At 60.9% G+C, this 16308-nt stretch carries 16 protein-coding genes; 6 read left to right on the top strand and 10 right to left on the bottom strand.

Annotated elements, in window-relative coordinates; all coding sequences use genetic code 11:
• Positions 1-17 precede the first annotated feature (17 nt).
• Positions 18-269: a hypothetical protein gene (locus tag BUC08_RS12125; RefSeq protein ID WP_051539426.1), complete on the bottom strand. Its 252-nt coding sequence runs from the start codon at positions 267-269 to the stop codon at positions 18-20.
• Between the two features lie 333 nt (positions 270-602).
• Here BUC08_RS12125 and mtgA point away from each other — a divergent pair, with 333 nt between their 5' ends.
• The 4 genes from mtgA (at position 603) to BUC08_RS12105 (ending at position 5150) form a co-directional block, all read left to right on the top strand.
• Positions 603-1316 carry a monofunctional biosynthetic peptidoglycan transglycosylase gene (gene mtgA, locus BUC08_RS12120; protein ID WP_037922376.1) on the top strand — a complete coding sequence of 238 codons (714 nt, stop codon included), beginning with the start codon at positions 603-605 and terminating at the stop codon, positions 1314-1316.
• Positions 1317-1377: 61 nt separating this feature from the next.
• Positions 1378-2043: an FtsZ-binding protein FzlA gene (gene fzlA / locus BUC08_RS12115; RefSeq protein ID WP_028955733.1), complete on the top strand. Its 666-nt coding sequence runs from the start codon at positions 1378-1380 to the stop codon at positions 2041-2043.
• Between the two features lie 72 nt (positions 2044-2115).
• The gene (queG, locus tag BUC08_RS12110; RefSeq protein ID WP_037922374.1) at positions 2116-3144 is read left to right on the top strand and encodes a tRNA epoxyqueuosine(34) reductase QueG; all 1029 of its coding nucleotides are present in this window, start codon (positions 2116-2118) and stop codon (positions 3142-3144) included.
• Positions 3144-5150 (top strand): hydantoinase/oxoprolinase N-terminal domain-containing protein, encoded by a 2007-nt coding sequence (locus BUC08_RS12105; RefSeq protein WP_037922371.1) that lies wholly within the window; start codon positions 3144-3146, stop codon positions 5148-5150. The genes queG and BUC08_RS12105 overlap by 1 nt, the downstream gene beginning before the upstream one ends.
• 16 nt (positions 5151-5166) lie before the next feature.
• Here BUC08_RS12105 and msrA read toward each other — a convergent pair whose 3' ends face one another.
• Positions 5167-5673 carry a peptide-methionine (S)-S-oxide reductase MsrA gene (gene msrA / locus BUC08_RS12100; RefSeq protein ID WP_037922369.1) on the bottom strand — a complete coding sequence of 169 codons (507 nt, stop codon included), beginning with the start codon at positions 5671-5673 and terminating at the stop codon, positions 5167-5169.
• Complete coding sequence (gene msrB, locus BUC08_RS12095) at positions 5670-6119, bottom strand: peptide-methionine (R)-S-oxide reductase MsrB (RefSeq protein WP_037923372.1); 450 nt, start codon at positions 6117-6119, stop codon at positions 5670-5672. Before msrB ends, msrA begins: the two co-directional genes overlap by 4 nt.
• Positions 6120-6269: 150 nt before the next feature.
• On the opposite strand from msrB, the gene BUC08_RS12090 reads away from it, so the two are divergent.
• Positions 6270-6803, top strand: coding sequence for a glutathione peroxidase (locus tag BUC08_RS12090; RefSeq protein WP_037922367.1), 534 nt, complete (start codon positions 6270-6272; stop codon positions 6801-6803).
• A 73-nt stretch (positions 6804-6876) separates the two neighbouring features.
• Here the strand turns inward: BUC08_RS12090 and BUC08_RS12085 are convergent, their stop codons facing one another.
• From BUC08_RS12085 to BUC08_RS12060, 6 genes are all read right to left on the bottom strand, one after another.
• Positions 6877-7119, bottom strand: a complete 243-nt coding sequence (locus BUC08_RS12085; RefSeq protein WP_037922364.1) for a hypothetical protein — start codon at positions 7117-7119, stop codon at positions 6877-6879.
• A gap of 151 nt (positions 7120-7270) precedes the next feature.
• Positions 7271-7954, bottom strand: a complete 684-nt coding sequence (locus tag BUC08_RS12080; protein ID WP_037922361.1) for a YjbF family lipoprotein — start codon at positions 7952-7954, stop codon at positions 7271-7273.
• Entirely contained in the window at positions 7951-10113 is a 2163-nt protein-coding gene (locus BUC08_RS12075; protein WP_051693965.1) for a YjbH domain-containing protein, read from the bottom strand. The genes BUC08_RS12080 and BUC08_RS12075 overlap by 4 nt, the downstream gene beginning before the upstream one ends.
• A 136-nt stretch (positions 10114-10249) precedes the next feature.
• Positions 10250-12154 carry a polysaccharide biosynthesis protein gene (locus BUC08_RS12070; protein WP_037922358.1) on the bottom strand — a complete coding sequence of 635 codons (1905 nt, stop codon included), beginning with the start codon at positions 12152-12154 and terminating at the stop codon, positions 10250-10252.
• Positions 12155-12351: 197 nt separating this feature from the next.
• Positions 12352-12990 (bottom strand): sugar transferase, encoded by a 639-nt coding sequence (locus tag BUC08_RS12065; protein WP_037922356.1) that lies wholly within the window; start codon positions 12988-12990, stop codon positions 12352-12354.
• Positions 12987-13820 carry an NAD-dependent epimerase/dehydratase family protein gene (locus tag BUC08_RS12060; RefSeq protein WP_073194248.1) on the bottom strand — a complete coding sequence of 278 codons (834 nt, stop codon included), beginning with the start codon at positions 13818-13820 and terminating at the stop codon, positions 12987-12989. Before BUC08_RS12060 ends, BUC08_RS12065 begins: the two co-directional genes overlap by 4 nt.
• Before the next feature lie 138 nt (positions 13821-13958).
• On the opposite strand from BUC08_RS12060, the gene BUC08_RS12055 reads away from it, so the two are divergent.
• Positions 13959-15038, top strand: coding sequence for a polysaccharide biosynthesis/export family protein (locus tag BUC08_RS12055; protein WP_224769714.1), 1080 nt, complete (start codon positions 13959-13961; stop codon positions 15036-15038).
• A 4-nt stretch (positions 15039-15042) separates the two neighbouring features.
• Here BUC08_RS12055 and BUC08_RS12050 read toward each other — a convergent pair whose 3' ends face one another.
• Entirely contained in the window at positions 15043-16296 is a 1254-nt protein-coding gene (locus tag BUC08_RS12050) for a glycosyltransferase family 4 protein (protein WP_037922352.1), read from the bottom strand.
• Positions 16297-16308 lie beyond the last annotated feature (12 nt).

The raw sequence follows: 16308 nt of genomic DNA, 5'->3' as shown, positions 1-16308 counted from the left end.
GATGGGGCCTTTTGGCCCTATCGTTGCATCATCGCAGCGCGCGCGTTGCGCATGCGCACGGCGTTGTCGCGTGATCCGACATAGGTGTTTTCTGCCAGAATGTCGGCCACGCGGCCCACGTTGGTGCCCATCTTGGCGGCGATGATGTTTTCGTCGTTGCCGGACCAGCTAAGCAGCCATACCGTTGCTGCATCAGCATAGCTGAGCACGGCAGGCTGTGGTGTGGTATACAGCCCGGCAGAGCCGGACGCGCTGAGTGCGGTAATCATCCCGATGTCTCCATGTTGCGTTGCGGGAGTTGCGTAATCGGCCAAACAGCCGTGTTATCACACTAGCATGGAATGCCGATTGCGTGCGCCGCTTAACAAATTGATATTTCTTAAATTTTTCTGCATTCCCAGCCTGCGCGTTTCATGCCTGAAAGGGTATGTTGGGGTGCGTGGTCCCTGACCCCCGACATCTGGTGCCGATAGGGCTGGAACAGGGTCGATCTTGGTGCGAGGCCAGACGTGGAAACCCGTCTGATTTTAGCTATTTCGCAGTTTTTCCTTAGCATGCAGCCAACGATTGCGGGCTTTGACGGGGACGTTTATAGCTGTTGGATGGCCCGAAAAACGACGAAAAAAACCGCGAAGACCAAGACGAGAAAGCGCCTTCGCCCCGGGCGTTGGCTGTTGCGTGCCGTTTGCGCCGTGTTCTTGCTGATGGTGTTTCTGGTGGTTTTGTATTCGGTCGTGAATCCGCCCACCACGATCTACATGGCGCAGGAATCGCGCCGTTTGGGGGGCATTGAACGCGAATGGGTGCCCTTGGAAAACGTGGCCCCTGTGATGGCCCGGTCGGTCGTGGCCGCCGAGGACGCGAATTTCTGCAATCACTGGGGCTTTGACCTGGTTGCGATCCGCACCGCCATCGAAGAAGGCTCGGGTCGGGGCGCCTCGACGATCAGCCAGCAGGTGGTCAAGAACGTCTATCTTTGGCACGGGCGGAACTGGTCCCGAAAGGCACTCGAGGCGCTGATGACCCCGCTGGTCGAGGCGCTGTGGTCCAAGCGGCGGATCATCGAGGTCTATCTGAACGTGGTTGAATTCGACGAGGGCGTGTTTGGCGTCGACGCGGCGGCCCGTCACTATTTCGGTGTGGCCCCGGACGCGTTGAGCGATGTGCAGGCGGCACGTCTGGCGGCGATCCTGCCATTGCCCAAAGAGCGATCTGCCAGCAACCCCAGCAAATCGGTCCGGCGTCGTGCCGCTGCTGTGCTGGACGGGGCGGCGACAATTAAAGCGGATGGTCGCGCAACCTGTTTCGAGAGTTGAAAAGCCCTCGCAGCCCGTGCAAGGAAGGTGAACGTTTCGTTCACCCTATAACGGATGTCCCATGGCCAAAATGTTTCACGTTCCCCTGTCCCCTTTCTGCCGCAAGGTCCGTCTGAGCCTTGCCGAGAAGAAGATCGGGGTTGATCTGGTAGAAGAGAAATATTGGGAGGCCGACGCCGATTTCCTGCGCCGCAACCCCGCAGCCAAGGTGCCGGTGTTGCAGTTGGACGGGATCATCATGTCGGAAAGCGGACCGATTTGCGAATACCTGGAAGAAACGCGGCCCGAGCCGTCGTTGCTGCCAAAGGACCCGGTGGCGCGACTGGAAGTGCGGCGGTTGGTCAACTGGTTTGATGACAAGTTTCACCACGAGGTGACATCCAAGCTGCTGTACGAGCGGGTGAACAAGAAGATGATGGGACAAGGCTATCCCGATTCGAAGAACGTGAAAGCCGGGGCCAAGGCGATCAAATACCATCTGGACTACATGACCTGGCTGCTCGACCATCGTCGCTGGCTGGCGGGTGACCAGATGACGCTGGCCGATTTCGCTGCCGCCGCACATCTGTCATCGCTGGACTATATCTCGGACGTGGATTGGAACCGGTCGGCTGTGGTCAAGGATTGGTACGCCAAGATCAAGAGCCGCCCGGCGTTTCGCAATATTCTGGCCGACCAGGTCCCTGGCTTTCCACCACCGCGGCATTACAATGACCTGGATTTCTAAGGCGGGCGTGGCACAGGGGTATTGCCCCTTGGCCTGTGGCCTGACCCCGGGATTTTTTGAACCAGAGAAGACATGGACCTGAAGCAGCAGGTTATCACACGGGCCCTCGAAGAGGGCTTTGTGATGGCGCGTGTGTGCAGGCCGGATGCGGTGCCGCAGGCTGCGGCGCGTTTGGAGGCGTTCGTTCAGGCGGGCTATCACGGACAGATGGGCTGGATGGCCGAGCGGATGCACTGGCGCGGCAACCCCGCCGCCCTGTGGCCCGAGGCGCGGTCGGTCATCATGCTGGCTGAAAGCTATGCGCCCGAATATGACCCATTGCCGCTGCTGCGCGAACGCGAGCGGGGGGTGATTTCGGCCTATGCCCAAGGGCGCGATTATCATGACATCGTCAAGAAACGGCTGAAGCGGTTAGGGCGGTGGCTGATCGAGACCGCAGGCGGCGAGATCAAGGTTTTTGTCGACACCGCTCCGGTGCCGGAAAAGGCGCTGGGGCAGGCGGCGGGCTTGGGATGGCAGGGCAAACACACCAATCTTCTGAGCCGTGAATGGGGAAACTGGGCCTTTTTAGGCTCTGTTTTCACGACGCTAGAGTTCGAACCCGATGCGCCAGAGGTGGGGCATTGCGGGTCCTGTACCGCCTGTCTGGACATCTGCCCGACCGACGCCTTTCCGGCCCCCTATCAGTTGGATGCGCGACGTTGCATTTCCTACCTGACGATTGAACACGCAGGCCCTGTGGATGAGGATCTGCGTGCGCTGATGGGCAACAGGATTTACGGCTGCGACGATTGTCTGGCGGTGTGTCCGTGGAACAAGTTCGCCGTGGCGGCCAGCGACCTGCGCTATCATGGGGGCGTTGGAGCGCCGCCGTTGGCGGAACTGGCGGCATTGGACGATGCGGCGTTTCGGGCGCGGTTCTCCGGCTCTCCGATCAAGCGGATTGGGCGCGACCGGTTTGTTCGTAACGTTTTGTACGCAATTGGGAATTCAGGTGTCGCTGCGCTTGTGCCGGTGGCGCAAGGCTTCTGTGAAGATGCGGATGCGACGGTGGCCGATGCGGCGCGCTGGGCGGTGGCGCGATTGAAGGGAACGGCCTGATGGCGATCTTGTTGGGTGTGGACACGGGCGGGACCTATACCGATGCGGTGCTGGTTCGCGACGAGCAGGTGGTGATTGCCAGCGCCAAGGCGCTGACCACGCGGCAGGACCTGGCGATTGGCGTAGGGGCCGCGGTGCGGGCGGTGCTGGCGCAATCGGGGGTGACGGCGGATCAGGTGACGATGGCGTCGTTGTCAACGACGCTGGCGACAAACGCGCTGGTCGAAGGGCAGGGCGGGCGCGTGGCGCTGGTGTATATCGGTTTTCGGGAAAGGGACCTGGAGGCGCACGGGCTGCGCGAGGCATTAAAGGGTGATCCCTATATCGTGGTTGACGGCGGGCATGATCACGCCGGTGTAGAGGTTGCAACCCTGGACGAGGCGGCACTGATCGCCTTTTTAGAGACACATAAATCGGATGTCAGTGGTTTTGCGGTGGCCGCCCAGTTCGGCACGCGCAATCCTGCACACGAATTGCGGGCGGCAGAGCTGGTCACGCAGATCACCGGGCGGCCGGTGTCGGCCTCGCACCTGCTGTCGGCCAAGTTGAACGGACCAAAGCGGGCGCTGACGGCGGTGCTGAACGCGCGGTTGATCGGGCTGACGTTGCGATTGATCGGCCGCGCGGAACAGGTGCTGGCAGATCTCGGCGTGACGGCGCCCATGATGGTCGTGCGGGGAGATGGGGCGCTGATGAGCGCTGAGCAGGCGCGGGCGCGTCCTATCGAGACGATCCTGAGTGGCCCTGCCGCATCGATCGTGGGGGCACGGTGGATGACGGGGGCGGATACGGCGCTGGTCAGTGACATTGGCGGGACCACGACGGATGTTGCCATGCTGAAAAACGGGCGGCCGGCGATTGACCCCGCGGGCGCGCAGGTCGGCCCCTATCGCACGATGGTCGAGGCGGTGGCGATGCGCACCACCGGCCTTGGCGGGGACAGCGAGGTGCATTTTACCGTCGACGGCCTGCAAGGTGGCGTGACGCTGGGACCGCGCCGTTTGCTGCCCGTTTCGCTGATCGCGCATGAGGCGGAAGACGTGGTTTTGCATGTGTTAGAGCAACAATTGCGCAGCACGACGCCCGGTGAATACGATGCCCGCTTTGTCCGCGCGGTGCAGGGGATCGAGGCGCACGGGCTGGCGGAACGGGATGCCGACCTGCTGCATCGGATCGGCACTGCAGTCTGGCCAGTGGGCAAGGTGCTGAAATCGCGCATGGAGGTCGCGGCGCTGAAACGGCTGGTCGAGCGTGGTCTTGTCCAAGTTGCGGGTGTCACGCCGTCGGACGCGGCGCATGTGCTGGGGGTCGTGTCAGCCTGGAATACAGAGGCGGCGCAGATGGCGCTGGAACTGTTTGGCAGGCGACGCACAGGTGCCGGGGTGACGCTGGCGCGTGATCCACTGGTGATGGCGCAGATCATTGTCGATCAGCTGACACATCAGACCGGATTGGCCCTGTTAGAAACTGCTTTTGCCGAGGACACGCTGGATTTTGGCCTGTCCCCCGAAACCCTGGCGCGTCACGTTCTGATGCAACGCGGGTTGGGCCGGCACGCAGGCGTTGTGCGGATTGACACCGGCCTGAATGTGCCGGTGATCGGTCTGGGCGCCTCTGCCGCCAGCTATTACCCGGCTGTGGGGGCGTTGATGGGCTGCAAGATGATCCTGCCGGAACACGCAGGCGTGGCCAATGCCATCGGCGCCGTTGTGGGGCGCGTGACGATGCGGCGCAGCGGCACGGTGACCTCGCCCAGCGAAGGACGGTTCCGGGTGCATCTGGACAGCGGCCCCGAGGACTTCATGTCGTCGGATGCGGCTCTGACACGGCTGGAAACGGCCCTGCAGTCGGCTGCAGTTTCCGAGGCACAGGCTGCCGGTGCAGGGGATATCCAGGTGAGGGTGGAGCGGGACATTCGCACCGCCGAGGCTGAAGCGCGGCAGGTCTTTGTCGAGGCGACGCTGACGGTCGAGGCGTCGGGCCGCCCGCGTGTCGCGGACGGCTGAATTGCTTTGTTAGGGTCTATTCCGCCGCGCGTTTGGGCAGCACCCAGTCAGGGCGGATAAAATGGCAAGTATAGCCGTTGGGGATGCGTTCCAGATAGTCCTGATGCTCGGGTTCCGCCTCCCAGAAGTCACCGACCGGTTCGACTTCGGTCACGACCTTGCCGGGCCACAGGCCAGATGCCTCGACATCGGCAATCGTGTCCAGCGCCACGGCTTTCTGCTCTTCGTCGACGTAATAAATCGCCGACCGATAGCTTAGCCCCACATCGTTGCCCTGACGGTTTGGCGTGGTGGGATCGTGGATCTGAAAGAAGAACTCCAGCAACTCGCGATAGGACACGATGGCGGGATCATAGATGATCTCGATCCCTTCGGCGTGGGTGCCGTGGTTGCGATAGGTCGCGTTGGGCACGTCACCGCCGGTATAGCCCACACGGGTGGATTTCACGCCGGGGCGTTTGCGGATCAGATCCTCCATGCCCCAGAAACATCCGCCTGCCAGAACTGCGCGTGCGTCGCTCATGCCACATCCTCCACCTGGTCGAGATAGTCGCCATAGCCTTCGGCCTGCATGTCGTCACGATGGACAAAGCGCAGCGAGGCCGAGTTGATGCAATAGCGCAAGCCGCCGCGATCCCGTGGCCCATCGGGGAAAACATGGCCCAGATGGCTGTCGCCGTGGGTGCTGCGGACTTCGGTGCGGATCATGCCCAGGCTGTCATCGCGCAACTCGTTCACATGGGCCGGTTCAATCGGCTTGGTGAAGCTGGGCCAGCCACAGCCGCTTTCGTATTTGTCAGAGGATGCAAACAGCGGTTCGCCCGAGACGATGTCGACGTAGATGCCCGGTTCCTTGTTGTCCAAAAGCGGTCCGGTGCCGGGGCGTTCGGTGCCGTTTTGCTGGGTCACGCGATATTCTTCGGGTGACAGGCGCGCGATGGCGTCGGGATCTTTGGTATAGGTGGCCATTTTGCCTCCTTCGGTCAGGGTTTCTTTGAGCATAAGATGGTGTGGGCGGGGAAAAATCAAAGGGATGTTACAGCATGGTCACGGAAAGGAAATGTGATCCGTTCGGCGCGTTCCAGTGTATATCTTAGCAGTTGCACCAGGAGGTTTGCCATGAAACGCCTTGTCCATATGTTCGCCGCGCTGTTCGCCAGCCTTGCATTTGGAACGGCTGCGTTTGCCGGGGTCAGCGGTCAGCGGTTTTCAAGTATCGACGGGGGCCAATTGGCGATGGACGATTGGGCGGGTCGCCCGGTACTGGTCGTCAACACCGCGTCGCAATGTGCCTACACCCCGCAATACACCGAGCTTCAGACGCTTTATGATCGCTACAGGGCGCGCGGGCTGGTGGTGCTGGCCGTGCCCTCGGACGACTTTCGCCAAGAGCTGGACAGCGCCGCCGAGGTCAAGGAGTTCTGCGAGCTGACCTTTGGTTTGGACCTGCCAATGACGGACATCACCCACGTGCGGGGTGCGGATGCGCATCCGTTCTATGCGCAAGTCCGCCGCGAGACCGGGTTCGAGCCGAAGTGGAATTTTCAAAAGGTGCTGATCGGGCCGGACGGCGAGGTTGTGGCGACCTGGGGATCAGGGACAAAACCGCTGTCGGAACCAGTGGTTCACGCGATCGAGGGGCTGTTGGACTAAGCACATTGCCCTGTTTGAACGCGTCAGCCGAAAAAACCGGACGCTTGATGGCATCCGGTTTGGCAAAGGCGGTTTACGGCGTCGATGTCACGGTTTCATTGTTGGACCCGGCGAGCGCAACGATAACCGCCGCCGTCGCTCCAAGGGCGATTCCCGTCTCTAACTCGCCACCAACCAGAGTTGTTTGACCGTCAACATTGGCCTGGCCTGCACCGCCGGAAACTGTCGAATTCAGAGGGATGTCATCGGCGAACGCGGGCAGCGTCATCGCAGCCGACAGGGCGGCCGCCGAGAAGAATTTCAATGCTTTGGTCATAATATGGCTCCATGGATCAGATGTTGTCTGAGTACCCCAGAACCATTGTTGTCTCAACAGACTTGGCTTTGATCGGGTCAAAACCGCATCGCTTGTTGCCTTGTTGCCGAACCAAAGACACGTCCTCAGGGGAGCTCGGCCACGCCTGGCGTTATTTTTTCAGCAACCGGATATCCAGATAGCCGGTTTGCGGGCCTGCCCATTGCCGCGATTTCCAGACCGTGCCGTCGCGGCGGTCCACCCAGTAATGGTTGGCGATTTTCCCGGTTTCGTTGACGCAATCCTCGCGCAGGTGAACGGTCGGGAAACTGCGTTCGACGATCTCAAGGTTTTCGGCACCCAGATTGTGCACCTCGCAGCTCAGCGACATGCGGTCGACGCCGTTCACGTCATTGCGGATGTACATCACGCGTTGGCCTGCACTGCCGCCACGGCTGCGGACGGCCGCCAGCGCGGGGGACGCGTCGGCAGAGGCAAGGTCATTGCCCAATCCCTTGGTGCCGATCAACACGCCGTCACGCAGAATGACCTGGCTGTTGCCGCCTGTGCGCCAGACCGTCAGGTTTCCGCTGCGCCTTGCCTCGGGGATCAAATAGGCGGTCTGCCCGCGCTTGGACGCAATAACTTCGAGCGAGCCGACCGTCAGGTTGTCCAGCAAGGGCCGCGTCAGTGTCGGCAATTCCGGCGGATTCCGCTTGGCTTTGCGACCCGCAACAATGGAGTTCGCGACCTCGGACAGGGTGGACGACTGCGAACTGGCCTTTTCGGTGCCACCGCTGCAAGCGGAGAGGACCAGACCGGCGCACAGGGCTAGACAGATATGGCGCAGTTTCATTCCCAGGTCCTCCCGAAGTCGGCGACAATGTCATTGCGGTGTCCGTTGCGCACTTGTTCATACAGGCGCCCCGGCACGTCCAGACGTGCGCCGCCGTCCCGCTGGATCGGACGGATTGTCGTCGACACGGTGCGTTTCGACGGTTGACCGGTGAACCAGCTTACGGGGATTTGCAGGATGATACCCTTGTCAAAGGAGCCTTCGCCGAACTCGGCCGCGGAGACGTCGGTCAGCGTAAAGAAACCGCCGACACGCCATCCGTTTGCAAATTCGCGGGTCAGGGTCGCGGTGGCCCCCACGTCGCCTGCCAGATAGCGGCCTACGTCCAGTTGGCCCATGTAGCCGCGCCCGAATTCGTAATAGGCCGAGACATGGCCCGTGGCGACGGAATAGTCCTGAAAGCCGAACCGCTGTTCGTATTCACGCTGTTTGACATAGTTGGCCTCGACACCCAGTGCCAGACGGCTGTTCACCGGCTTCCATAGCAATTCTGCTGAAACGCCGCCGAACATCTGCTCCAGATAACCGGCGGTGACGCGGGCATAGGTGTTGGCTCCGGGTTTCCACTGCTTGCTGATATAAAGCTTGTGCAGGGTGGTGTCGGCGGCCTGCGCATATCGCAGGGAATCGGTGCGGACGCGCGGCAGCCCAGAGTTCGAGAACCGATCACTGTCGGCGATGTTCCCGATCAGACGGTGGCGCATTTCGCCCGCGACCAGCCAGCCTGGCGCGAACCGATAACGGAATTCGGCGCTGACGCCTGCGTCGGCCCGCACCGGGCTTTCGGGATCGAAATAGCTGGGGGACAGATATGGACCCACAGAAAAATTCAGCGACGGATACAGATCGGGGTTTTTCACCGCATGTGGCAGATTTGGTGCCGCTTCGCTGAACCCGGTGACCGCCAGCAGGGCGTCTGTGTTGTCTGGCTGGAATTCCAGTGCCTCGAGGTCCGAGCGGCGCAGGGTCACGGTGCTGAGCGGCAAGTTGTCCTCGACCAGCACAAGGCGGAAGGTTTCAACCGACGGCGGCAGGATCAACGCCATCACGCGTGCAGCACGACCAATGGCGGCCGCGTCTGCGGAATAGCGGCGGTTGATGAAGCGCAGCTCGGCGCTGTTGGCGCTGACGGACAATGACTCCAGCGTCAGCCCTTCTTTTTCCAGCTCGGGGCGCAGGGCGTCGCGAATGGTTGTCGGGGCTGTGGCGCTTGTGCTCCAGTCCTCGGACCAGGCGGCGGGATTCTCTGCGCGGGTCGGACGTTGCTGGATGGTGCGCGGACCTGAGACCATCATCGGCGTGGTCGCGCGTTTTGGGTTGACCTGCAACTGGGCACTTATGCCGAATTCTGAGCCGTACATCCAATATGCACCCAGGCGCAGGTTTTCAGAATACTGATATTCCGCACCAAAGTTCATCCTGCTCTTGCGGGTGAACACCCCGCGCGAGGTCTCGGGTTCATAAGCGTCCGATGAATATTCAGCCTTGAGCGCCCAACGATTGTCGATCTGCCATTCGATGCCCGCGAAGGGTGCTGTGGGTCCGCGGAACCATTGGTCGGTGGCAAAGTTGCCGCCCTTGCTGTTGGGGTCGAATTTGGGGCGGTTGCTGCCGAACAGCGAACCGATGGACCCGGAAGACGCGAGCCTGCCCCAACCCAGACCCGCCGACACCTTCATGCTACCGGGCAGGCTGAGCGGGCGGTCAAAGGTTTTGGTGGCAACAACGTATTCGGCCGCATTGATGCCGGTGCCCGCGAAATCCTGAAGTCCCAGCGTGATCGCGGGCAAGTATTGCGATTCGCGGCGCAGCAGGAAGCGGACGTCAAAGTTGCGGTCACGGTAGGTGTCGAAACCGTTGTCGTTCCAGTTTTGAATGCCGACATAGCGGAACGTCGCCGAAATGCGGGGCGAGAACTGAAAGGTCATCGCGGTGCGGCTGATGCCGCCGAAATAGGAGTAGCTGACGGCGAATTGCGCGTCGGGCAATGCTTCGCCCGTGGGCATGTCGATCACGCCGGGGCTGCCGTACAAGTTCAACGAGGGTTGTACCGGCATTTTGAAGTGCGGTGTGCCGTCATCGCTTTGGGCGTATGCCGCCGTGCCCAGCGCGACAAAGGCGGCAGCAAAGCTTGTTTTGCGGAGAATGGCTCGCTGCACGCTGCACCCGATCTGTTGTTGAACTGTTTGAGGGACTAGACCATGCGGCGCTGGGTCAGATCAACCGGATTGCCTCGGTTTGCGGGGCTTGGCGCGCAACCGCGGCATTCGGGTGACAATCGGGCGCGCACGGCTCTTAAACCGGAGTGAATTGTGTCGCGTCGGCCAGCTGTTCGTGACGAGAATTTGAATAACCTTCGACCCACCGCAGGGCCACTTCCCTGGCGGCCTGTTCGTCGTTGGATGCGAGGGCTGCGCGCAAGGCCCGCAGTGCGCTTGCGATTTCGATTTCCGAAAGCGCCATTTCGTCCGCCGAGAAAATCTTGCGATGGGTTGTGCCGATCAGGTTGCCGGTCAGGGTCAGCTCTTCGGTCATCTTTTCGCCGGGACGCAGGCCGATGAATTCAATCTCGATATCGCCATCGGGGTTCTTGGCGTCACGCACCGTGTAGCCCGCGCTTTCGATGACTTGGCGCGCCAGTTTTTCAATGTGAACCGGTTTGCCCATGTCCAGAACGAAAACCTCGCCACCCTTGGCCATTGCACCCGCGCGCAACACCAGGTGCACGGCCTCTTGTGCCGTCATGAAATAGCGTGACACCTCGGGGTGGGTCACGGTCACGGGGCCACCCCGGCGCAACTGTTCCTGGAACAGCGGGACAACCGACCCGGACGAGCCCAGAACATTGCCAAAGCGCACCATCGTATAGATCGGCGCATCGCCCGCAGAAACGCGGCTGGCCAGATCCTGCACCACCAGTTCGGCCAGACGTTTCGACGCCCCCATGACATTCGTGGGGCGCACCGCCTTGTCCGAGCTGATCAGGATGAAACGTTCAACATTTGTCTTTGCGGCTTCGGTCGCCAGTGTGTGTGTGCCCAGTACGTTGTTCGCCAGCCCTGTGAGTGGGTTGGTCTCGACCAGGGGCACGTGTTTGTAGGCTGCCGCATGCAGCACCACCTGAACGTTGTGATCGGACAGAACGCCCCGCACCTGACGCGCGTCGGTGACCGTGCCCAGCACCGGCACGATCTCGATATCCGTGTCTTCGGCGATCTGACGCAGTTCCATGTCGACCTTGTACAGCGCGACCTCGCTTAGCTCGAACAGGACCATTTTCGCAGGACTGCATTGCATGACCTGCCGGCACAGCTCTGACCCGATGGACCCGCCCGCGCCCGAAATCAGCACGGTTTTGCCTTGGTAGCTGGCAATCGCGCTTGCGCCGGTTTCGGTCGCCACCTCGTCGCGGTTCAAAAACAGCTTGGGTTCGACATCGGTCAGCTTGTCAACCAGCGCCTCCTCTCCGACGAGCTGGGCGAAGGAGGGCAGCGCCTGAACCTCGAGCCCCATTTTTTGCAGGCGCCTTGAGATTTGCGCCTGTTTGGGCAGGCTGAGCGAGGGCAGCGCAAGCAGGACACGATCGATCCGTTTTTCCGCAGCAATCTCGGCGATGCGGACAGGCGAATAGACCGGCAGCCGCGCCACGATCAGCCCGTGCAATGCCTTGCTGTCATCCACAAAGGCGACGGGTTCGATATGTTCGTGGCTGCGCAAGGCCGACACCAGCTGTGTGCCAGTGGTGCCCGCCCCGTAGATCAGGACGCGACAGCGCAGGGACGACCGGCGATAGATGGCCAGCACGATCTGCAACAGCACCGCACGGCTGATGATCGAAAAGATGAAAAAGCTGATGCCAAAGACAATATGCGTCGGAATCGTGATCGGAATCCGCGCCGCGGTGGTCAGTAGGTAGGATACGATCACGAGGGCCACGGAAAACGCGCCGGTCAGGCCGATGGCGCCGGTTTCATAGGCGTTCAATTGAATGGTCGAAATGCCCATAAGAACCGACAGCGCACCGCCGATGATCAGCAGGTAGGGCAGGACCGGCAGATAGGCCAACATCATGACCAAGGCCTCGCCGTTGGCGTGCAGCGAGAACGAAAAGAACAGCGCAATCGGCACCAGCATGGCGTCGATGAACAGCATGATGTTACGCTTTTGCGATCGCGAGAGCGATTTGATGAAATTCAGCACTTATCGCCCCTGAAATACATTCTTGATCACTTGGCACCTCAATTAGGACGCTTTTGCCAATCGCCAACCTAAGATTGAGATTCTGCATGTGAAAAAGACCATGCAACGGCATTTATCAATGACGTTTGGTTAATTCTTTCTAAAAAATAGTCGCTTTGCGAAACCTTAAGCCAGTTTCAAGCGATTCGCACCTCGTGTCAGCGTCGTGGTGGTCTGGTGGCGGACGACCGCCTGCGAAAGAGGTTCCCGATGGTCTGGAACACAAGGTCAAAGTCATAACAGGTTGATTGATTGCGCTGATAGATCAGGTCCAACCGTGCTTTGCGCGGGACACAGATGCGCGTGTAAATGTCGTCCGTGGCTTCTGGTGTCTTGCAGCGGGCCAGCAGCCTGTCTTCGTGTTTGTGAAACCGGATGGTCGCCAACCCAGTGACGCCCGGCCGCGATTTGAGCACCTGACCATAGATATGTGGAAACCGCTCGACATATTCGCGCAGGGGCGGGCGCGGGCCGACAAAGCTCAGGTCGCCCTTCAGGATATTCCAAAGCTGTGGAAATTCGTCCAGCCGCCTGGCGCGCAGTTTCGCGCCCAGCGGGGTGATCCGTGCGCTTTTGTCCCCGCCCGACACCCCTGCGTCCTCGTCGACAACCGACATGGTGCGAAACTTCCACAGACCAAAGGACTGGGTCGGGGTTTTCATGCGTTCGGCCACGTAAAACAGCGGGCGGCCCTGTTTGATCAGGATATAGACGACCAGCCACAGGATGACGGGGCCAAGGATGATCACCAGCAAGCTGGCAAAGAACAGATCGAAAATGCGCTTGCGCCAGGTCATTGCGGGTCTCTTGCGTGATGCCATTCGGCGGCGATGCCTGCGGCTGTGCTGTCTTGTGGTGCAAATGGGGCAAGCAAGGCAAGCGCATCCGTATTCAGGCCCACATCCCAGATGACGGGGCGGGTTGGCGCAGTCGCATGCCACGGCAGGGCGGCGGCATCCAGCAGCGCACCCATTTCGACAAGGCCGGGTGCCGCGATGTTCAGCACCGGCGGCGGGGTGTCGGTGGCTAGGACATGGGCCAGTGTGCGCGCAAAGGCCTGTGGCCCGATGTAACTGCGGCGCGGGGTTCGCCCTTCTGCGTCAGTGTCCAGCGCCATTTCACTGTGCCAGCCGCCCAATATTGCATCAGCCCCGGCGACGTTTCCGATGCGCAGACAGGTGACGGGCGCGCCAGAGGAAAGGGCAGCCTGTTCCATCGCCAGCTTGGCCTGTCCGTAGGGTGACAGGGGCGTCACGGCATCGGTTTCGCGCAAATCCTTGCCGCCTGCGCCATAAACCGCCGCCGAGGACGCCAAAAAGACACGCGCGCCATTTGCCGCAGTGATCGCGGCGCGCGCCAGATCGGTGTTGTGTTGCAAGGCAGCAGGATTGCCCCTTGTGACGCCTGCCAGACATAAAACGGCATCGGCACCGCTGCACAGGTCACGTAGCGCTTTGGGATCATTCAGAATATCGACGCGGTGAAATCCGTCCCTTTCGATGCGGGCCTGCCAGCGAACGGCGTCGGTTTTCCACTGCTTGCGCAGAATACCGCCCAGCCGCCCCGTCGCGCCCAGAACCACGAGGCGCTTATTGTTGAAATCAGGGCGTGTTGGCGTTGACGGCATGACCCCATCCAGTATCTTGCGCAGCAGAAAATTCAAACGTTTCAGCGTTAATCTGCCAGCTGATCCGAAAGAAAAATAGCTGCCTGGGGGCAAACAAGCATGACCGTACATTTGCGCGTTATCGGATGGCTTTGTGTCATGATGTTTATGGTGGCCTGTTCGCAGCTGCCGCGCGGCGCTGCCGTCGACAAGGAAATTCTAAAAACCTCGAGCGACGTTGAAGCCGATTTTGCAATTTACCCCGTCACGCGGGCATTTTTGCCGTCGATCGCAAGCTGGCCGAAGGTCGGCGACGAACAGTACAACTGGATCGGTGCGACCAAGGGGTACAGCTCGCAGGTGATTTCGCCGGGCGATACGCTGAACATCCGCATCTGGGATTCGGGCGAAAACTCGCTTCTGACCGGTCCCGGATCGCCGGTCGCCGACCTGACCGAGGTGCGCGTCACCGGTGCAGGCACTGTTTTCATTCCCTACGTGGGCAAGATCAACGTGGCGGGCCGTACGCCCGACAGCGCCCGGTCCGCCATTCAGAACAGCCTCGAAGCAGTTGTGCCATCGGCACAGGTACAGGTCTCGATGGCCGAAGGGCGGATGAACTCCGTTGATCTGGTGGGCGGCGTGCGTGCGCCCGGTTCCTTCCCGATGCCGGACCAGAACTTTTCGGTGCTGTCGTTGATTGCCGCCGGCGGTGGCGTCGATAGTGGCCTGAAAAACCCGCAGATCCGTTTGATGCGGGGCGGCAAGATGTATGGCACATCGATTAACCGCCTGTACGAAAACCCGGGCCACGACACGCGGCTGCGCGGTGGCGACAAGGTTATCGTCGAGGCAGATGAACGGTATTTCGTGTCGATGGGGGCTGCGGGCACACAGTCGTTGTACCCGTTCACCAAGGACGAGATTTCGGCCACGGATGCCGTGGCCATTCTGGGCGGCGTGAACGCGGCACGGGCCAACCCCAAGGGCATCCTGATCCTGCGTGAATATCCGGCCAGCGCCGTACGTCCCGGTGTGCGCGGGCCGCGTCAGCCGCGCGTCGTGTTCACACTGGACCTGACCAATGCCGACGGGCTGTTTTCGGCTCGCAATTTCAGCATCAACTCGGGCGACGTGGTTCTGGTCACCGAAAGCCCGATCAACGGTGCCCGCACGGTTCTGGGCCTCGTTGGTTCGGTCTTTGGCGTCTTCAACACCGCCAACAACGCCGCCAACTGATGATCTAGGCGGGCAGGGCTATGGCCTTGTCCGCTGGCACCAGCGCGTTGATCTGGCGCAGGTGCTCGGGCAGGCAGACAGTGAGAAAATCATAGGTTTTCACCACATGCGCCCGCGCGTTCGGTCCCAGATGCGCATAGGCATCTGGGCGCGCCAGCACATCAACGACCTGCGCCGCCAGTGCTTCGGGGTCGAAGAAATCCACCAGCATCCCGGTTTCCCCGTGGGTGATCGCCTCGCGCACGGGGGCCACGTCGCTGGCCACGATGGTGGCCTGCATCGACATGGATTCCAGCAGCGACCATGACAGCACAAAGGGCATGGTCAGATAAATATGGCAGCGGCTGATCTGGATCAGCTTTTGATAGGCGTCATAGGGCACCTGCCCCAGAAAATGCACACGCGACCAATCCACGCGATCGCCGACTTCGGCCTCCATCTGACCGCGCAGGCCGTTGGGGTGCTCGGACTTGCCGCCATAGGACGTGTCGTTGCCGCCCACCACCATCACGCGGGCGTTGGGCCGCCCCTCGAGGATGCCCGGCAGCGCGCGCATGAACTGATGAAAACCGCGGGTCGTTTCCAGGTTGCGCGCCACATAGGTCACGATTTCATCGGCACGTGTCAGCGGACGGTCGATCCGGCCCAGGCGCAGCTCTACATCAGGATTTGGCAGCAGCGTGTCGGTGCGGATGCCGTCATGGCAGACGTACATCTTGTCATGAAAGGCAGTTGGAAAGCGGTTCTTTTGCCATTCCGTCGGACATTGCGCCAGATCCACGCGGTCGATGTTGACCAGCGGCACGGTGTTGTGTGCCTGCATGATGAAGGGTGCATGGTCGCTGACCGGGCTTTCGGGATCAAAGCCGACGGGACCGCCGGTGACGCTGTAGTAATATTCGAAAAAGCCGATGATCGGCACATCGGGGTAGATTTCCTTCATAAAGGTCAACTCGCCCCAGCCGACATGACCGATGATGATATCGGGAGTCCACCCTTCCTTGTCGCGCAAGCCTTGGGCGGCCATCGCGCAGCCAAAGCCGGAACCGGCGGCATTTTCCCACGTCTTGACCAGCCCATAGGTGTCATCGGACGCCTGATGGTGAGCCTTGTAAACCAGTTCGCGCACACCCTTCATCAAGGGCGGCTTGCGGCGCTGGGTCAGGAAAATGATATCGTGATCGCGGGTGTCGGCCAGCCACTGGACAAATTCGCGGTATTGGCCCGGCATGTTCTGGTGCACAAAAAGCAGTTTCATTGAAATACCTTG

Origin of the sequence: Pseudosulfitobacter pseudonitzschiae, from assembly GCF_900129395.1 — a bacterium.
In the GTDB taxonomy this organism is placed as follows: Bacteria; Pseudomonadota; Alphaproteobacteria; order Rhodobacterales; family Rhodobacteraceae; genus Pseudosulfitobacter; species Pseudosulfitobacter pseudonitzschiae.
This window is presented reverse-complemented; position numbering and strand designations above follow the sequence as displayed.

What these genes read in the sequence shown, in the direction of transcription:
- msrA (WP_037922369.1), bottom strand. Translation starts at nt 5,673, where the DNA reads ATGAGCGACGCACGCGCAGTTCTGGCAGGCGGATGTTTCTGGGGCATG.
- BUC08_RS12125 (WP_051539426.1), bottom strand. Translation starts at nt 269, where the DNA reads ATGATTACCGCACTCAGCGCGTCCGGCTCTGCCGGGCTGTATACCACA.
- mtgA (WP_037922376.1), top strand. Translation starts at nt 603, where the DNA reads ATGGCCCGAAAAACGACGAAAAAAACCGCGAAGACCAAGACGAGAAAG.
- fzlA (WP_028955733.1), top strand. Translation starts at nt 1,378, where the DNA reads ATGGCCAAAATGTTTCACGTTCCCCTGTCCCCTTTCTGCCGCAAGGTC.
- BUC08_RS12050 (WP_037922352.1), bottom strand. Translation starts at nt 16,296, where the DNA reads ATGAAACTGCTTTTTGTGCACCAGAACATGCCGGGCCAATACCGCGAA.
- BUC08_RS12080 (WP_037922361.1), bottom strand. Translation starts at nt 7,954, where the DNA reads ATGAAACTGCGCCATATCTGTCTAGCCCTGTGCGCCGGTCTGGTCCTC.
- BUC08_RS12105 (WP_037922371.1), top strand. Translation starts at nt 3,144, where the DNA reads ATGGCGATCTTGTTGGGTGTGGACACGGGCGGGACCTATACCGATGCG.
- BUC08_RS12090 (WP_037922367.1), top strand. Translation starts at nt 6,270, where the DNA reads ATGAAACGCCTTGTCCATATGTTCGCCGCGCTGTTCGCCAGCCTTGCA.
- queG (WP_037922374.1), top strand. Translation starts at nt 2,116, where the DNA reads ATGGACCTGAAGCAGCAGGTTATCACACGGGCCCTCGAAGAGGGCTTT.
- BUC08_RS12085 (WP_037922364.1), bottom strand. Translation starts at nt 7,119, where the DNA reads ATGACCAAAGCATTGAAATTCTTCTCGGCGGCCGCCCTGTCGGCTGCG.
- msrB (WP_037923372.1), bottom strand. Translation starts at nt 6,119, where the DNA reads ATGGCCACCTATACCAAAGATCCCGACGCCATCGCGCGCCTGTCACCC.
- BUC08_RS12065 (WP_037922356.1), bottom strand. Translation starts at nt 12,990, where the DNA reads ATGACCTGGCGCAAGCGCATTTTCGATCTGTTCTTTGCCAGCTTGCTG.
- BUC08_RS12055 (WP_224769714.1), top strand. Translation starts at nt 13,959, where the DNA reads ATGATGTTTATGGTGGCCTGTTCGCAGCTGCCGCGCGGCGCTGCCGTC.
- BUC08_RS12060 (WP_073194248.1), bottom strand. Translation starts at nt 13,820, where the DNA reads ATGCCGTCAACGCCAACACGCCCTGATTTCAACAATAAGCGCCTCGTG.